Raw genomic sequence first — 15,553 nt, forward strand, 5'->3', positions numbered from 1 at the left:
CTTATCTTGCGGTCAGAAGATTACTCTTTCCGTCAGAGTCCCTTAAAATGTATCACTTATCGGATAATATCTCCGCGTGCGGTAACAATTCGGCAGCCGACCGACGCCACACGGCGCGACAGGCAGCCGATGCACTGTGCAGCCTCCTCGCCGGTACATAGTTTGCCGTCGTACAGTGCATATTTTTTTCGCACCCCAAGCGGAGACAGATTGGGCATCACTACGTTTGCACCAGCCTGCAGTCCGCGCTCGCGGCCGTCCGGCCGGATGGTGCCGAGCGCCGTTGTGGCGGGCAGCAGCAAATTCGGTTGAATCAGCCGCAGCAGTGACAGCAGATACACTGTCTGCTCACACGTTCCGGCCGGAAAATCGCGGAACGGTGTGTCCTTCTGCGGAATAAACGGGCCGATGCCGCACATCTCCGGCCGAAATTCTTCGATGAACTTTAAGTCCTCAGCGAGTGTTCGTGCCGTCTGATACGGCGAGCCGACCATAAAGCCGCAGCCGGTCTGGTAGCCGATGTCTTTCAAATCACGAAGGCAGCGCATACGGTTGTCAAACGACATCTGCGCCGGATGCAGCTTTTCATAATGTGCCTGATCGGCGGTTTCGTGACGGAGCAGATAACGGTCCGCGCCAGCATCGAACATCGCCTGATAGGCTTCACGAGGGAACTCTCCGAGCGACAGCGTTACTGCACAGTCCGGAAACTCGGCTTTGATCTGTCGTACCAGATGGCAAACCACATCGGCCGAGAATGCGCTGTCCTCGCCGCCCTGCATGACAAAAGTGCGGAAGCCGAGCACATAGCCTTCCCGGGCACAGTCCAGTATCTGCGCCTCGGTCAGTCGGTAGCGGTCACACGCAGGATTGGAACGCCGGATACCGCAGTAATAGCAGTTGTTTCGGCAGATATTGCCGATTTCGATCAGTCCGCGAATATACACATCCGTACCGTATACCTGTTTTCGTAAGGCAACCGCTTTCTCTGCGGCATAGGCTGCCAGTTCATCGCTCTGGTTTCCGATTAGATATTCGTATTCCTCTATTGACAGGCTGTGCTGCGCTTCCAGCCGGTCAATGAGCTGCTTCGCCTTATTCATCGCTCTGCACATTGGAGTACGCGGTCTTGACGCTGATGCCGTCCAGATTGCCGATTTTGCCGGACAAAGCTGAAATCACATCCTGCGGCGCATCAATGGCGATGGACACAATGTTGATATTGCGCGCTCGATAGGGAATACCCATGCGCCCGATGATATAGCTGCCGTACTCATGCAGCAGGGTATTGAGCCGTTCCACAGAATCCGTGTTCTCTACCACGATTCCCATGACGGCAACTCTTGTTTGCATAAAAACACCTCGGAATAAAAAATAACTGCGTCCTCTGAAAGACGCAGTCCGATACAGATATAAACGGCGCTTCCGTGCAAGAAACGCTGCAATACGATATGGACGGCTCCTTTCATGCAGAATCTGCGGACGCAGAGGCTTACTGTCAGGATCGCTACATCTATTATAGAGGATAGTCGGCAGACCCGCAAGCAAAACCGACGATTTTGTGCAAAGAATTATTTTCGCAAAAATATGTATGATATTTTTGTCGAATTTTATCCTTCCAAATCTATATCTTGTATGGTACAATGCAATAGCGGCACATGATATATGGGTATGCACTTTTACGCTTTGCCTGTAAACAGCAGTGCTTTTTTGTTCGCTTTTTATCGGACAATATGATATAATGATGAACGTATGAAATTTAGAGAGGAAGAACAACACATGGTTCGAGTTGTCAAAAAGGATCACACCAAAGAACCGTTTAACATCCAGAAGGTTGTTATCGCCGTCAATAAGTCGGCAAACCGTGTCCTCTACAACTTTACAGAGGATGAGTTGAAGTCGATCTGCAATCATGTCGAGGGTTATATCCGTGACCATCACATGACCGAGATTCAGATCTGGCAAATGCACAACATCGTTGAGTCTGCACTTGAGTCGGTGCAGCCGGAGGTTGCCAAAAGCTACCGCGACTACCGCAACTATAAGCAGGATTTTGTCGGCATGCTGGACAGCGTATACCAGAAAAGCCAGTCTATCATGTATATCGGCGATAAGGAAAATTCCAACACGGATTCTGCGCTGGTCTCCACTAAGCGCAGCCTGATCTTCAATCAGCTCAACAAGGAGCTGTACCAGAAGTTCTTTATGAACACCGAGGAACTGCAGGCCTGTCGGGACGGCTACATTTACGTCCACGATATGTCGGCACGCCGCGATACCATGAACTGCTGCCTGTTTGATGTAGCGAGTGTCCTCAAGGACGGCTTTGAGATGGGCAATCTGTGGTACAACGAGCCAAAAACACTTAATGTTGCATTTGACGTGATCGGTGATATCGTGCTTTCCGCTGCAAGCCAGCAGTACGGCGGCTTTACCGTGCCGTCGGTCGATCTGCTGCTCGAGCCGTATGCCGAGCGCAGCTACAAAATGCTGACCGAGAAGTATACTCGTCTGGGTCTGGATGCTGATACGGTCGAGAAGGAAGTTATGGCGGACATTCTCAACGACTTTGAGCAGGGTTTCCAGGGCTGGGAATACAAGTTCAACACGGTAGCATCCAGCCGCGGCGACTATCCGTTCATTACCATGACGATGGGCACCGGCACGGGCCGATTCGCAAAGCTGGCCTCCATCACCATGCTGAACGTACGCCGCAAGGGACAGGGCAAAAAGGGCCAGAAGAAGCCCGTACTGTTCCCGAAGATCGTATTCCTGTATGACGAAAATCTGCACGGACCCGGCAAGCCGCTCGAGGACGTATTCGAAGCCGGCATCCTGTGCTCGTCCCGCGCAATGTATCCGGACTGGCTTTCGCTCACCGGTGAGGGTTATGTGCCGAGTATGTACAAAAAGTACGGCGCGATCATCAGTCCGATGGGCTGCCGTGCGTTCCTGTCTCCGTGGTTCGAGCGCGGCGGCATGAAGCCTGCGGACGAGAACGACAAGCCGGTATTTGTCGGCCGCTGGAACATTGGTGCGGTATCGCTGCACCTGCCGATGATCTACGCTAAGGCGCAGCAGGAGAGCCGTCCGTTCCGCGAGGTTCTGGACTACTATCTGGAGCTTATCCGCAAGCTGCATATCCGCACCTATGCATACCTGGGGGAGATGCGTGCATCTACCAATCCGCTGGCGTACTGCGAGGGCGGTTTCTACGGCGGACATCTCAAGCCGTCGGACAAGATCAAGCCGATCATGAAAACCGCTACCGCGTCGTTCGGTATCACCGCGCTTAACGAGCTGCAGGAGCTGTACAACGGCAAATCGCTTGCCGAGGACGGTCAGTTTGCCCTCGAAACACTGCAGTATATCAACGATAAGGTCGAGCAGTTCAAGAACGAGGACGGCAATCTGTATGCTATCTACGGTACACCGGCAGAGAGTCTGTGCGGTTTGCAGGTCGAGCAGTTCCGCAAGAAATACGGCATCATCGAGGGTGTTTCCGATCGTCCGTATGTCTCCAACAGCTTCCACTGCCACGTTACCGAGGACCTGACACCGATTCAGAAGCAGGATCTTGAGGGTCGTTTCTGGAATCTGTGCAACGGCGGCAAGATCCAGTATGTCAAGTACCCGATTGACTACAATCATGAGGCGATTCGCTCTCTGGTGCGCCGCGCCATGGCAAAGGGCTTCTATGAGGGTGTCAATCTTTCACTCGCGTACTGCGATGACTGCGGTCACGAGGAGCTTTCCATGGACGTCTGCCCGAAGTGCGGCAGCCGCAACCTTACCAAAATCGAGAGAATGAACGGCTATCTTTCCTACTCTCGCGTGAAGGGCGATACGCGCCTGAACGATGCCAAGATGGCCGAAATTGCTGAAAGAAAGAGTATGTAACACGAATGCAGTATCACAATATAACCAAGGACGATATGCTCAACGGCGATGGCCTGCGTGTTGTGCTGTGGGTGGCCGGCTGCGGACACGCCTGTCCCGGCTGTCACAACCCCATCACATGGGACGCGGAAGGCGGTCTGCTGTTTGATCAGGCAGCAAAGGCTGAGCTGTTCACCGAGCTTGGCAAGGACTATATCTCCGGCATCACGTTTTCCGGCGGTGATCCGCTTTTCCCCGGCAACCGCGAGGAGATCAGCGAGCTGTGCCGCGAGATTCGGAAAAAGTTTCCGGATAAGACCATCTGGCTGTATACCGGCTACCGCTGGGAGGAAATCAAGTGGCTGCCGTTTCTTGATCAGATTGACGTGCTGATCGACGGTCGTTTTGTACAGGCGCAGGCCGATCCGCAGCTTCACTGGCGCGGCAGTGCCAACCAGCGCGTGATTGATGTTCCGCGCACGCTTGCGGCTAACAGTATCGTCCTGCATGACGATAAGTAAAAAGGAGTGCTGAATTATGCAACAGATCGCACAGTTTTTCAAGGTATCCGAGGAACAGTTTGTCCGTGACTGGTGCGCGGCTACCCGCCGCAGCGCGGATGAGGCCAAGAAGGTCTATCAGAACATCCGGCTGCCGCGCCGCGCGACTAAGGGCTCTGCCGGCTATGATTTTTTTGCGCCGGAAAGCTTTACGCTTGTTCCGCATGAGACCATCCTTATTCCGACTGGTATCCGCGTTATGATCGAGGACGGCTGGGTGCTGAGCCTGTACCCGCGTTCCAGTCTGGGCTTCCGTCACCGTCTGCAGCTTGACAATACGGTCGGCATTATCGACAGCGACTACTTTGAGGCTAAAAATGAAGGACACATTCTCATTAAGATGACCAGCGACGATCACAAGGGCAAAACCCTTTCGGTTGCCGCAGGCGACGGCTTTGCACAGGGTATTTTCCTGCCGTTCGGTATTACCGTAGACGATGAGGCTGACGGTGAACGCACCGGTGGCTTCGGCAGCACGACTGAAAAGAAGTAACAATTCCATAAACAGCCAAAAGCGCATTCACAGAGATTTATCTGCGAATGCGCTTTTTCTTATGCCCTGTTTACATGAAACAGGCAGCACAGGATCCCGCGTAAGCACTTGGGACTTTTCCATACAACAACCTTCATCATACCTTACCCTCCTTCAGCACTGCAGCAGGAACAGCCCTGCCGCGATCACTGCCAGTGCAATCAGCCACACCGGCAGACAGGATGGGAGCAGACTGCCTAGCAGCAAGCCTGTTCCAAACATAAATACGGCAAGACCGATCGCCTGACCACGGCAGAACATAGCGCATCACGCTCCTGTTACCAGTATAAGCAGCTCGGATAGAAAATGTGACAGCAACGCGAAACCGATCTGCTCATATTTTACGCAAGCGCTTCATATGGTAATGCAGGAGCAGCGGTGAAACCAAAGGAGGCAGCATCAATGGAACTGAATCAAACAAGCATCTGCTACTATGAAAAGAAATTAGCGCATATCTCTGTGGCGACAGAGAGTGCGGATTCGATTGTGCCGGACACATTTCCGGATATCGGACGAATCGTGTGCGCGTATGGTACGGCGGCCATCAAGGACCAGACTCCGCAGAATGGTCGCCTGTTGGTATCCGGCACCGTGCAGACGACCGTACTGTACGAACCAGAAAACGGCGGTAAACTGCGTCGGCTCTCCGTGCCGGTCACGTTTGCGCATATTGAGGAATGCGAGGGTGTCTCGGCAGAATCTGTCTGCAGCACCGTGTGCCGCATCGCTGCGGTAGAGGCCGAAGCTATGAACAGCCGCAAGGTGTGCGTCAGCGTTCAGCTTTGCTTTTTAACCGAAGGCTACTGCAAAGCAGAGTGCGACGTGACAGAATCGGTCGAACTGGACGGCATAGAATGCCTGAGCCATTTGCAGAGCATAACGCTGCTGGAGCAGGTACGCAGTTATCCGGTGACAATACTGGATGACGTACAGCTTGCGGATGCAGCGGAGCTGTCCCTTCTGCACACCGACTGCACGATGCAGGTATCCGAGTGCCGCGCCATGCATGGCAGAATCATCGTGAAAGGTGAAGCGATACTGCACTGTCTTGCCATGCAGGAGGATGATGCTGTGCGCGTACTGAACAGCAGCACGCCGTTCACGCAGATTCTCGAGCTGCCGGAAGCAGAAGAAGGCGCCCTGACCGCAGTTCATATGACCGTATCCGAGGCAGACTGCCGATTGGAATCCGATGGCATGTTGTCCTGCACCATCAGCGCACAGGCAATAGTACTGCTGCGGCAGGAGCGCAAGCTGCGCTGCATCGAGGATATGTATCTGCCCGGCAAGGTGCTTGCTGCGCAGGCAGAACATCCTGTATTGCAGAATATGCCGTCCGCGCAGCCGTTTACCGCCGAAGGCAGTGAGACTTTGCAGACTGCACAGCATGTTTCTCATGTGATTTCCGCGCAGGCGGTCTGCTGCGGCGCAAAGCGCGTATCGGAGAGCGAGCTGCAGGTCAAAGCCGGTGTTCGTGTGCTGTATTTGAGTGATGAACAGCAGCTTTGCGCAGTGCAGCGTATTGTACCGCTGACCATGCCGTATAGTGAAGTCGGAGAGCCGGAAGATCTTACACTTTCAGCACGCGCCACAGCGGCGGGTGAGCGCGGATTGCTTTTGACTGTCAACGCAAACGGCACTGCTGCAACACAGGAGCGCGTGACGTTCTGCTATATCTCTGCGCTGGAGATCAAGCCAAAGGAGAGCAGACATAACGGCGTAACACTGGTGCTCAGGCAAATCACCGGCGAAGAACGGCTATGGGACATTGCCAAAAACTGCGATACGACCGAGCAGGCGATCCGCTGCGCGAACGACTTGCCGGCAGAGGCAGAGTATGTGCAGAATGCCATGCTGCTGATTCCGATTCAGGACTGAAAGGCGGGAAGAGAATGGAAAACCAGATTTACGATCAAATCAGCAGTCGCACCGGCGGTGATATTTATATTGGTGTTGTCGGTCCGGTTCGTACGGGCAAATCCACATTTATCAAGCGGTTCATGGAGACTATGGTGCTGCCCGATATGGAGAATCCCTACAAGCGGGAGCGCGCACGGGATGAATTGCCGCAGTCCGGCACCGGACGGACAATTATGACTGCCGAACCGAAATTTGTGCCGGAAGAAGCGGCGGAAATCGCTCTGCCGGAAGGCGGCGCATGCCGGGTACGGCTGGTGGACTGCGTAGGCTATCTGGTAGAGGGCGCACTCGGCGGCATGGAGGGAGATACACCGCGCATGGTATCTACACCGTGGCAGGAGGAACCCATGACACTGGCCGAAGCGGCAGAGATCGGCACGCACAAGGTTATCGGTGAACACTCTACCATCGGACTGGTGGTGACGACCGACGGCAGCTTTACCGAGCTGCCGCGTGAAGCCTATATACCGGCAGAAAAACGCGTAATTGAGGAACTGCAGTCACTCGGCAAGCCGTTTCTCGTACTGGTAAACTCGTCAGAGCCGAACGGCGAAGCGGCACAGCGTGTATGCGACGAGCTGCAGTCGCAGTACGGGATTGCACCGATTGCGGTGAACTGTCTTGAACTGGATGAGAGCGACATTGCGGATATTCTGCAGCAGGTGCTGTATGAATTTCCGGTCTGCGAGATTGGTTTTGTCCTTCCGCGTTATATCGGTACTCTGCCGCTGCATCATCCGGTGCAGAACAGCATTTACCAGTGCATTCGCACAGCCGCCGCCGACGGAGAGAAAATGCGTGATGTACAGAAGCTATGCCGTACCCTCGAAGAGAACGAATACGTCGAGCGGGCGAGCGTGGATAATATGGCGCTCGGCAGCGGCTCGGCGGTCGTGCGTGTGGACGTACCGGAAACCGTATTCTACGGCATTGTCGGCGAGCAGACCGGCATTCAGGTGCGAGATGACGCAGATTTGATTCGTGTGCTTGAGGATTTCGCTACGGTGAAACAGCAGTACGAACGGCTGCATGGTGCGCTCGATCAGGTATATCAGACCGGTTACGGCATTGTGATGCCGTCGGTGGAGGAGCTTTCGCTCGAGGAACCGGAAATCGTTCGGCAGGGAGGGCGGTATGGTGTGCGTCTGCGGGCTTCTGCACCATCCATCCATATGATGCGGGCCAACATCAAAGCCGAGGTCAATCCGATCGTCGGCACGGAAAAGCAGTCGGAAGAACTGGTACACTATCTGCTCAGCGAGTTTGAGGAACAGCCGGAGAAGATTTGGGAGACCAATATTTTCGGAAAGTCGCTCAATGAACTCGTGCGTGAGGAACTGTCGCACAAATTGAGCCGTATGCCGGATGATGCCCGTGGTAAAATCCGTGAAACACTGGAAAAGATCATCAACGAAAGCGCAGGAGGACTCATCTGCATCATCCTGTGAAATCGGGCGTGCCTGCCAAAAACAGGCACGCTTTTTTAACAGAATTGTAAAGACTGTCCGCTTGTAAAGGTCGATTTGCTGTGCTAAAATGTATAGTGTATAAAAATGCGCATTTGAAGGAGACTTTTACTTGACCAAACAAGTGTTTATCATAAACGGCAGCGGCGGTGTCGGCAAGGATACCGTATGCAGTGCTGCCGCGCAAAGCTGGAAGGTGCAGAACATTTCGTCCATCACACCCATTTTGCAGGTGGCCAAAGCCGCCGGATGGGATGGCACCAAAACACCGGCGGCACGCCGTTTTCTTTCGCAGCTGAAGGCAGACTGTACGGAATTCAACGACCTTCCGTTCCGCTACTGCACAGAACAGCTGCAGATATTTGCTGAAAATGATGCAGAACTGCTGTTCGTCCATATCCGGGAGCCGGAGGAGATCGAGCGCTTCCGTCAGGCGGCAGGCGTAAACTGCAAGACCATTCTCGTGCGTCGACCGACACTTGAGCAGGCACGCGGACAGCTTGGCAACCGCTCGGATGACGGCGTTGCAGCGTACGCCTATGATGCGGAATTCCTCAACGACGGTTCGCTGGAGGAACTGCCCGCAAAAGTACACGACTTTTTACAGGCTCTGATCGAGAGATAACTTCCAAGATCAGGCACGGCTCTGTTTCACAGGAACAGAGCATAGAAAGGAACATCAAAATATGAGCCAGAACAAGAAGAAGTTCTTCGGCAAACACAAGCATGAACAGGAGCTTGAGCAGACACAGACGCTTCCGTCGATGTCAGAAAACACTGCTGACAAGACCGTTCAGACGGAGGACAATACTGCACTGGAAGAAGCATCCGAAAAAGCTGATGCTGACGAAAAAAACGAGAAGGCAGAGCAGTTAGCTGAATCCTTTCGCAAAAGATTTAATCGAAGCAAGTGCGTCCGCGTTATCATTGCAGCAGGATTGATTATTCTGCTGGTCGGCGGTTCGGTATTTGCTGTCATTCAGTCGCGCAATACCGGTACGGAAAACACGATTCCGACGACTGCAGTCGTTACCTATGGCGATATTGGCACTTATATCGAGGGCAGCGGTGAAACGGCTGCACGCAACACGGAAGAACTTGGCCTGGGACTTGAGGGCAAAATCTCTCAGGTGCTGGTTTCCGAGGGAGATGAGGTGCATGCCGGTGATCCACTGGTCGTTGTCGATCCGACCGGAATCCGCGAACAGCTGACAGCGGCACAGGCCGAATTCACGGCCGCGCAGAGTGAGTTGACCAACGCACAGGCAGCGATCACGCAGGCACAGAGCCGCATTGCCTCGGCACAGAGCCAGTACACCCACAGCAGCGCTACGGCACCGTTCAGCGGCAAGTTTATCGCATCAAGCACATTTTCGGTGGGGCAGAAGGTAAGTGCAGGACAGACCATCGGCCGTATGGTCAACGACAGCCAGATGCAGCTTGCTGTACAGTTTAGTTCGGAATATGCCAAAGATATCAAGGCCGGTCAGACGGCTACGATCTCTACCTCTGCCGGACAGGTTTCCGCTGTGGTTTCGTCGATTGATTCCACTTCCGGCAAAGGTACGTTCCTTGTCGTATTAACCGTGCAGAATCCCTCCGGTTCACTGGCGCAGGGAACGAGTGCTACCGCAACGATCAACAGCGACAGCGCCGGCACGATTTTCTCTTCCGGCTCAGGCACGCTGGACTACAGCAAGGAGCAGGTTATCACGGCACCGATCGGCGGTGAAATCACGGCCTATAACGGCTCGAACCGCACATACAGCAGCGGCGCAGTCATTATGTCAATTTCCAATGTTGCAGCGCCGGATACTTCGGACGCGCGAAGCAGTCTCACGGCTGCACAGAGCACGGCTGCAGCCGCACAGGCCAAGGTGAGCGAGATTCAGACGCGCATTCTCAAGCTGCAGCAGGAGATTCTGGATGCTACGATGACGGCTTCGATTGACGGCGTTGTCACCTCACTGAACGCAGAAGAAGGGGAGGAGACCGATGGTACCGAGCCTCTGGTTGTTGTTTCCGACCTGAACGATACCGTTGTTACGGCCGAGCTGACGACAGATGAAGTGCAGTCTGTCGAGCCCGGTCAGACGGTAACAATGAACATGTACACGATGGATGGTTCCGAGCTGCCGCTCACCGGTGTGGTTGACTCGGTTTCGCCGGAGCCGAGTCAGAACACAGGCAGTCAGGGCAGTCTAACGACTTTTAAAGCAATTATCACGGTTGATTCTATCGAAGGTCAGGCGATTTCCAGCGACATGATGGTCGATTACAAAATTGCAGTTGCCGAATCGGACAGCTGCTTGATAGTACCGACTTCCGCTATCGTTCACACGGCGGATGGCTGTACGGGTGTATTCACCAAAACGCTCATCGACAAGGACGGCAACGAAATTCCGTTCGATGATACACTGCCGATTCCGGACGGCATGGAAGCCCCCGAAGGCTATCAGCTGGTAGCGGTGGAAACCGGCGTTTCAGATGCGAACAATACCGAAATTTTCTGGGGCATCGATGAAGGTGCAACGGTTTATCTGAATGCCACACCAAACACATCAAACGCGGTAACTGATGAGGAAAATACAGCATATAACAGCTGATAAGCAGTATAAAGCACGGATTTTGTTTTAGAAACAGAAACCGTGCTTTCCTTTATTTCTTACAAACTGGCATTATAAAATAATTATAATCTGAATATTTTAACATATTCAGATTAGGCGTATAATGCGTTCATACACCAAACAACAAAGGAGTCTGAACGACATGAGCGTACAATATAAGCTGAACAAGGAACTGGCCCAGATGCTGAAGGGCGGCGTCATTATGGACGTAACCACACCGGAGCAGGCGAAAATTGCCGAAGCAGCAGGCGCATGTGCAGTTATGGCGCTGGAGCGCATTCCGGCTGACATCCGTGCAGCAGGCGGCGTTTCCCGCATGAGCGACCCGAAGATGATTCGCGGTATTCAGGAAGCAGTTTCCATTCCGGTTATGGCGAAGTGCCGTATCGGTCACTTTGTTGAGGCACAGGTGCTGGAAGCAATCGAGATCGACTATATCGACGAGAGTGAAGTGCTGTCTCCGGCGGACGATGTATACCACATTGATAAGACACAGTTCAAGGTTCCGTTTGTATGCGGTGCGCGTGATCTGGGTGAAGCTCTGCGCCGCATCACTGAAGGCGCTGCAATGATCCGTACCAAGGGTGAGCCGGGCACCGGTGATGTTGTACAAGCGGTTCGTCACATGCGCGCTATGAACGCAGAGATTCGCCGTGTGCAGAATCTGCGTGAGGATGAGTTGTTTGAGGCCGCAAAGCAACTGCAGGTTCCGGTTGAACTGCTCAGAAGTGTGCATGAAAATGGCCGACTGCCGGTCGTAAACTTTGCAGCAGGCGGCGTTGCAACTCCGGCTGACGCAGCACTGATGATGCAGCTTGGCGCAGAAGGCGTATTCGTTGGTTCGGGCATCTTCAAGTCCGGTGATCCGGCAAAGCGTGCTGCAGCAATCGTAAAGGCGGTTACTAACTACACCGATGCAAAGCTGATTGCAGAACTGTCTACCGATCTGGGTGAAGCAATGGTTGGCATTAACGAGAACGAAATCGCATTGCTGATGGCAGAGCGAGGCAAGTAAAATGGCAGTTGGAATTCTGGCGCTGCAGGGCGCCTTCGCAGAGCATGCCGCAGTGCTGGACAAACTCGGTGTATCGCACTTCGAAATTCGTCAGAAGCGCGATTTGGATCAGCCGATGAATGGTTTGATTATTCCGGGTGGGGAAAGCACAGTAATGAATAAACTCTTGCGCGAGTTGGATTTGTATGATACGCTGCGTGAGCAGATTCAAAACGGACTTCCTGTATTCGGAACCTGTGCCGGTCTGATTCTGTTGGCTAAGCAGATTGATGGCGGCATACCATGCTTCAGTGTGATGGATATTCGCGTAAAACGTAATGCCTATGGCAGACAGCTTGGCAGTTTTTTCACGGATGATCGGTTTGGCAGTATCGAGAGAATCCCGATGACATTCATTCGCGCACCATATATTGAGAGCGTAGGAAATAATGTCGAGGTGCTATCCATTGTTGACAGTAATATTGTTGCTGCACAGCAGGATAATATGCTCGTGACCGCATTTCATCCGGAATTAGATAAGGATTTGACGGTGCATCAGCATTTCATTCGGATGGTTGAGCAGTTTCGGTTGAAGAATGCAGGATAACTAAAATAAGCGGCTCTGTATGAGCCGCTTACAGTCTGTCGAAAAACCCAGTTGCCCATTAAGCGGCAACTGGGTTTCTATCACATATACAACAGAAAATAGACAGGTCCTTAGGGCTCCATTGCTACTGCAATGTGTGACGGAGCCGGATCCGATGCTGAGTATGCTGGAATGGCTGTGCACAGAACTCACGGAGGTCGAGGTGGACCAGCAGGCTAGGAGCAGAGAAAAGTCAGCGTATTGTCAGCGAAGTGCTGTTTCAGAATCTGGAGGACCGTAGTCTGTCCACGCCCAGGCTTATCATTTCAGATGCACACGCCGGACTGGTTTCAGCAATTCGTGAATCCTTTCCCGACGCCTCATGGCAGCGCTGCAAGGTGCATTTCATGCGGAATATTCTGGTCTATGTGCCGCAGAAAGAGAAGAAATCCTAATCGTATTCGTGAAGCAAGGCGACGTTCCGGTGTTTCGACGTTAAAATTGCTTCGGCGCTCGGTATCTGCCGTGATACGGTCTATCGCTGGGAACGTGGCGAAACATTGTTTTCGTCCAGCGTCCTGTTGAATTTGGGGTGCATTTTTGGTATAACTTGTGATTGGCTGGTATGTCGTAGCGATGACCCGTATAAAACAGTTGACGAGGTAGACATTCGTAGTGTAGAATCTAATTTAGACATAGGAATCTAATTATACAAAATAATGATTTTGTATAATTAGCAAACCATCTATCTAATAACAATTAGTAATTAACTGTTTTCATCCTATTTTCTCCAGATACTCTATCATATCAGCCACAGCACGATCATTATTAGAACTTACCGTCATATTGACATTTTGCAGCACTTCCGGCTCTGCATTGGCCGGTGCAAACGAAATCTGAGCTTCTTGCAGCATGGATTCATCATTGTAGCTGTCGCCAATAGCAAACACACGTTCAACGTCCGGTAAGTATTCAACAATACTTCGTAGAGCCGAACCCTTATTCACACCAGCGGCTGTGATTTCACAGAATGTCGGCATGCTGGATGTCACATCAAATACATGCGGATATCGAATCAGTAAATCCTGTGTAAGTGCGGTGATTTGTGCCGGTTCACCGGTAAAATTGACCGTACACCAATCCGCAGTTGCGCTTTTTGCAAACTGCTCATTAGAAAGCATCTGATAATCTAAATGCAGCTTGCGCATGTGCTGCAGCGTGTGATCGCTCATTTGACGAATCAGCGCTGTTTCGGTGGTAAAAATCTCGCATCCAAATTGTGAATTATTTAACAATACATGCTCAATCATTTCTTTCGTCTCGTACGGCATACCGGAGCAATGCAAAATCTGGCGATTTTCATCGCAAATCAATGAACCATTCATCACACTGTATGGCGCATTGACCGGCAACTTAGCTATATATGTGCCAATAGCATGAGGAGAACGGCCGGTCGCAAGCGACAGCCGTCCTCCCTGTTTCGTAAAATATTGTAATGCACGCAGATTTTCTGCCGGAATTTGCTTTGAATCATCGAGCAGCGTACCATCCATATCGCAGGCCAACAGCATACCCTTAAACTTTTTCATTGCATACGCCCCAATTTATCAAGAACTTCAGTAAAATATTGTGGCAGCGATGCCGAAAAATCCATTCGCTCCCCTGTTCTCGGGTGCGTGAGCGTCAGCTTCGCTGCATGCAGACATTGACCGCCGATATTGGAAAACCGGTCTTTTTTCAGTCCGTACACCGGATCACCGATAATCGGATGACCAATAGATGCCATATGTACACGAATCTGGTGTGTACGTCCGGTCTCGAGCTGAAACGCCATATGTGTGTAGCCGTTATACCGTTTGATGACAGAATAATGCGTGATTGCCTCCCGTCCGCCTTCCACGATTGCCATTTTTTTTCGATCCGTCTTGTGACGGGCAATCGGCTTATCCACCGTTCCCGTATCATCCTTAACAGAACCAACCACAATCGCTTCATAGCCGCGATATGCCGTATGCGCCGCAATCTGAGCCGCCAGACTCTGATGTGCGGCGTCATTTTTCGCCACAACGAGCAGACCACTGGTATCCTTATCTATACGATGCACAATGCCCGGTCGATGTTCACCGTTAATACCAGACAGGCTGTCACCACAGTGGTACATCAATGCATTAACCAACGTACCATCCCAGTTGCCAGCCGCAGGATGCACAACCATGCCGCGCGGCTTGTTGACCACCACAATATCCGCATCCTCATAAACGATATCCAGCGGAATATTCTCCGGCTTGAGATCAACTTCCTTTAACTCCGGAAGTTGAACCGTAACCGCCTCGCCGCCGACCAGCTTGTAATTTTTCTTGAGCGGCTGACCGCTACAGCTTACTGCCTGCTCTGACAGAAGATTCTGCGCTGCAGAGCGGGTCAGTCCTTCAATCTGCTCTGCCAGCCAGCTGTCGATACGCTTGCCGGATTGCTCTGACGGAACTGTAAATTGTAATTCACTCATGGTTACTTCTCCGCTTCGCTTGTCTCCTTGTGCTGAAGCATAAAATATAGCACAAACAGTACGCCACCTACACAAATGAAGATATCTGCCACATTAAATACCGGAAAATGAATCAGACGGAAGTCAAACATATCGACAACAAAACCGCATGCTACACGATCAATGGCGTTGCCGAGTGCGCCTGCCGCTACCAGAATCAGCGACCAGCAGCCAAGCTGAGTCTGCAGCATATTCCTGTAAATCGCTGTGAAAATGGCAACTGTAATCACAATGGCCAATACAACAAAAATCCAGCGTGAATCAAACTGCGCGAACAGGCTGAATGCTGCACCGCGGTTCTCAATATAGGTCAAGTGAAACACACCATTGATCAACGGAATGGTCTGCTGTGCCTGCAGGGATGTAAACGCCCAGTATTTCACTGCCTGATCTGCCGCGATCATCAGCAAGATTGCACAAATATAAATCGGCATTTTCTACCTC

At 52.1% G+C, this 15,553-nt stretch carries 15 protein-coding genes and 1 pseudogene; 10 read left to right on the forward strand and 6 right to left on the reverse strand.

Annotated elements, in window-relative coordinates:
* Positions 1 to 56: 56 nt before the first annotated feature.
* Entirely contained in the window at positions 57 to 1,103 is a 1,047-nt protein-coding gene (gene hydE, locus DW088_RS03070; protein ID WP_118359380.1) for a [FeFe] hydrogenase H-cluster radical SAM maturase HydE, read from the reverse strand.
* Positions 1,096 to 1,353 (reverse strand): TM1266 family iron-only hydrogenase system putative regulator, encoded by a 258-nt coding sequence (locus DW088_RS03075; RefSeq protein ID WP_110436788.1) that lies wholly within the window; start codon positions 1,351 to 1,353, stop codon positions 1,096 to 1,098. The genes hydE and DW088_RS03075 overlap by 8 nt, the downstream gene beginning before the upstream one ends.
* 426 nt (positions 1,354 to 1,779) lie before the next feature.
* Between DW088_RS03075 and nrdD the strand changes: the two genes are divergently transcribed.
* From nrdD to DW088_RS03090, 3 genes are read left to right on the forward strand one after another with little or no spacing between them, the layout of a single operon-like run.
* Positions 1,780 to 3,900 (forward strand): anaerobic ribonucleoside-triphosphate reductase, encoded by a 2,121-nt coding sequence (gene nrdD / locus DW088_RS03080; protein ID WP_118359382.1) that lies wholly within the window; start codon positions 1,780 to 1,782, stop codon positions 3,898 to 3,900.
* Positions 3,901 to 3,905: 5 nt separating this feature from the next.
* The gene (gene nrdG / locus DW088_RS03085; protein WP_118359384.1) at positions 3,906 to 4,400 is read left to right on the forward strand and encodes an anaerobic ribonucleoside-triphosphate reductase activating protein; all 495 of its coding nucleotides are present in this window, start codon (positions 3,906 to 3,908) and stop codon (positions 4,398 to 4,400) included.
* 16 nt (positions 4,401 to 4,416) lie between these two features.
* Positions 4,417 to 4,932, forward strand: coding sequence for a deoxyuridine 5'-triphosphate nucleotidohydrolase (locus DW088_RS03090; RefSeq protein ID WP_118359386.1), 516 nt, complete (start codon positions 4,417 to 4,419; stop codon positions 4,930 to 4,932).
* Between the two features lie 153 nt (positions 4,933 to 5,085).
* Here the strand turns inward: DW088_RS03090 and DW088_RS15805 are convergent, their stop codons facing one another.
* Positions 5,086 to 5,232 (reverse strand): hypothetical protein, encoded by a 147-nt coding sequence (locus DW088_RS15805; RefSeq protein ID WP_158557213.1) that lies wholly within the window; start codon positions 5,230 to 5,232, stop codon positions 5,086 to 5,088.
* 141 nt (positions 5,233 to 5,373) lie between these two features.
* On the opposite strand from DW088_RS15805, the gene DW088_RS03095 reads away from it, so the two are divergent.
* The 7 genes and pseudogenes from DW088_RS03095 to DW088_RS03125 form a co-directional block, all read left to right on the forward strand.
* Positions 5,374 to 6,849, forward strand: coding sequence for a DUF3794 domain-containing protein (locus tag DW088_RS03095; RefSeq protein WP_118359388.1), 1,476 nt, complete (start codon positions 5,374 to 5,376; stop codon positions 6,847 to 6,849).
* Positions 6,850 to 6,863: 14 nt separating this feature from the next.
* Positions 6,864 to 8,339, forward strand: coding sequence for a stage IV sporulation protein A (spoIVA, locus tag DW088_RS03100; RefSeq protein WP_118359390.1), 1,476 nt, complete (start codon positions 6,864 to 6,866; stop codon positions 8,337 to 8,339).
* A 130-nt stretch (positions 8,340 to 8,469) separates the two neighbouring features.
* Complete coding sequence (locus DW088_RS03105; protein WP_118359391.1) at positions 8,470 to 8,982, forward strand: hypothetical protein; 513 nt, start codon at positions 8,470 to 8,472, stop codon at positions 8,980 to 8,982.
* Positions 8,983 to 9,043: 61 nt separating this feature from the next.
* Positions 9,044 to 10,963 (forward strand): HlyD family secretion protein, encoded by a 1,920-nt coding sequence (locus DW088_RS03110; protein ID WP_118359393.1) that lies wholly within the window; start codon positions 9,044 to 9,046, stop codon positions 10,961 to 10,963.
* A 163-nt stretch (positions 10,964 to 11,126) separates the two neighbouring features.
* Positions 11,127 to 11,999: a pyridoxal 5'-phosphate synthase lyase subunit PdxS gene (pdxS, locus tag DW088_RS03115; RefSeq protein ID WP_118359395.1), complete on the forward strand. Its 873-nt coding sequence runs from the start codon at positions 11,127 to 11,129 to the stop codon at positions 11,997 to 11,999.
* A 1-nt stretch (position 12,000) separates the two neighbouring features.
* The gene (gene pdxT, locus DW088_RS03120) at positions 12,001 to 12,585 is read left to right on the forward strand and encodes a pyridoxal 5'-phosphate synthase glutaminase subunit PdxT (RefSeq protein WP_118359397.1); all 585 of its coding nucleotides are present in this window, start codon (positions 12,001 to 12,003) and stop codon (positions 12,583 to 12,585) included.
* Between the two features lie 254 nt (positions 12,586 to 12,839).
* Positions 12,840 to 13,016, forward strand: a pseudogene (locus DW088_RS03125) (transposase); the annotation flags it as partial.
* 324 nt (positions 13,017 to 13,340) lie between these two features.
* Here DW088_RS03125 and DW088_RS03130 read toward each other — a convergent pair.
* The 3 genes from DW088_RS03130 to lspA are packed head-to-tail and all read right to left on the reverse strand — an operon-like array spanning position 13,341 to position 15,543.
* Complete coding sequence (locus DW088_RS03130; RefSeq protein WP_118359401.1) at positions 13,341 to 14,153, reverse strand: HAD family hydrolase; 813 nt, start codon at positions 14,151 to 14,153, stop codon at positions 13,341 to 13,343.
* On the reverse strand, positions 14,150 to 15,070 hold the full coding sequence (locus DW088_RS03135) for an RluA family pseudouridine synthase (protein WP_118359403.1): 921 nt from the start codon (positions 15,068 to 15,070) through the stop codon (positions 14,150 to 14,152). The genes DW088_RS03130 and DW088_RS03135 overlap by 4 nt, the downstream gene beginning before the upstream one ends.
* A gap of 2 nt (positions 15,071 to 15,072) precedes the next feature.
* Positions 15,073 to 15,543 carry a signal peptidase II gene (gene lspA / locus DW088_RS03140; RefSeq protein WP_118359405.1) on the reverse strand — a complete coding sequence of 157 codons (471 nt, stop codon included), beginning with the start codon at positions 15,541 to 15,543 and terminating at the stop codon, positions 15,073 to 15,075.
* Positions 15,544 to 15,553 lie beyond the last annotated feature (10 nt).

It is taken from the genome of Butyricicoccus sp. AM05-1, assembly GCF_003474415.1.
Lineage (GTDB): Bacteria > Bacillota > Clostridia > Oscillospirales > Butyricicoccaceae > Agathobaculum > Agathobaculum butyriciproducens.

Bases quoted from the DNA above. Each gene is read 5' to 3' on its own strand.
- DW088_RS03095 (WP_118359388.1), top strand. From the start codon at position 5,374: ATGGAACTGAATCAAACAAGCATCTGCTACTATGAAAAGAAATTAGCG.
- nrdG (WP_118359384.1), top strand. From the start codon at position 3,906: ATGCAGTATCACAATATAACCAAGGACGATATGCTCAACGGCGATGGC.
- DW088_RS03090 (WP_118359386.1), top strand. From the start codon at position 4,417: ATGCAACAGATCGCACAGTTTTTCAAGGTATCCGAGGAACAGTTTGTC.
- DW088_RS03110 (WP_118359393.1), top strand. From the start codon at position 9,044: ATGAGCCAGAACAAGAAGAAGTTCTTCGGCAAACACAAGCATGAACAG.
- DW088_RS03075 (WP_110436788.1), bottom strand. From the start codon at position 1,353: ATGCAAACAAGAGTTGCCGTCATGGGAATCGTGGTAGAGAACACGGAT.
- lspA (WP_118359405.1), bottom strand. From the start codon at position 15,543: ATGCCGATTTATATTTGTGCAATCTTGCTGATGATCGCGGCAGATCAG.
- pdxT (WP_118359397.1), top strand. From the start codon at position 12,001: ATGGCAGTTGGAATTCTGGCGCTGCAGGGCGCCTTCGCAGAGCATGCC.
- nrdD (WP_118359382.1), top strand. From the start codon at position 1,780: ATGGTTCGAGTTGTCAAAAAGGATCACACCAAAGAACCGTTTAACATC.
- DW088_RS03130 (WP_118359401.1), bottom strand. From the start codon at position 14,153: ATGAAAAAGTTTAAGGGTATGCTGTTGGCCTGCGATATGGATGGTACG.
- spoIVA (WP_118359390.1), top strand. From the start codon at position 6,864: ATGGAAAACCAGATTTACGATCAAATCAGCAGTCGCACCGGCGGTGAT.
- pdxS (WP_118359395.1), top strand. From the start codon at position 11,127: ATGAGCGTACAATATAAGCTGAACAAGGAACTGGCCCAGATGCTGAAG.
- hydE (WP_118359380.1), bottom strand. From the start codon at position 1,103: ATGAATAAGGCGAAGCAGCTCATTGACCGGCTGGAAGCGCAGCACAGC.
- DW088_RS03135 (WP_118359403.1), bottom strand. From the start codon at position 15,070: ATGAGTGAATTACAATTTACAGTTCCGTCAGAGCAATCCGGCAAGCGT.
- DW088_RS15805 (WP_158557213.1), bottom strand. From the start codon at position 5,232: ATGTTCTGCCGTGGTCAGGCGATCGGTCTTGCCGTATTTATGTTTGGA.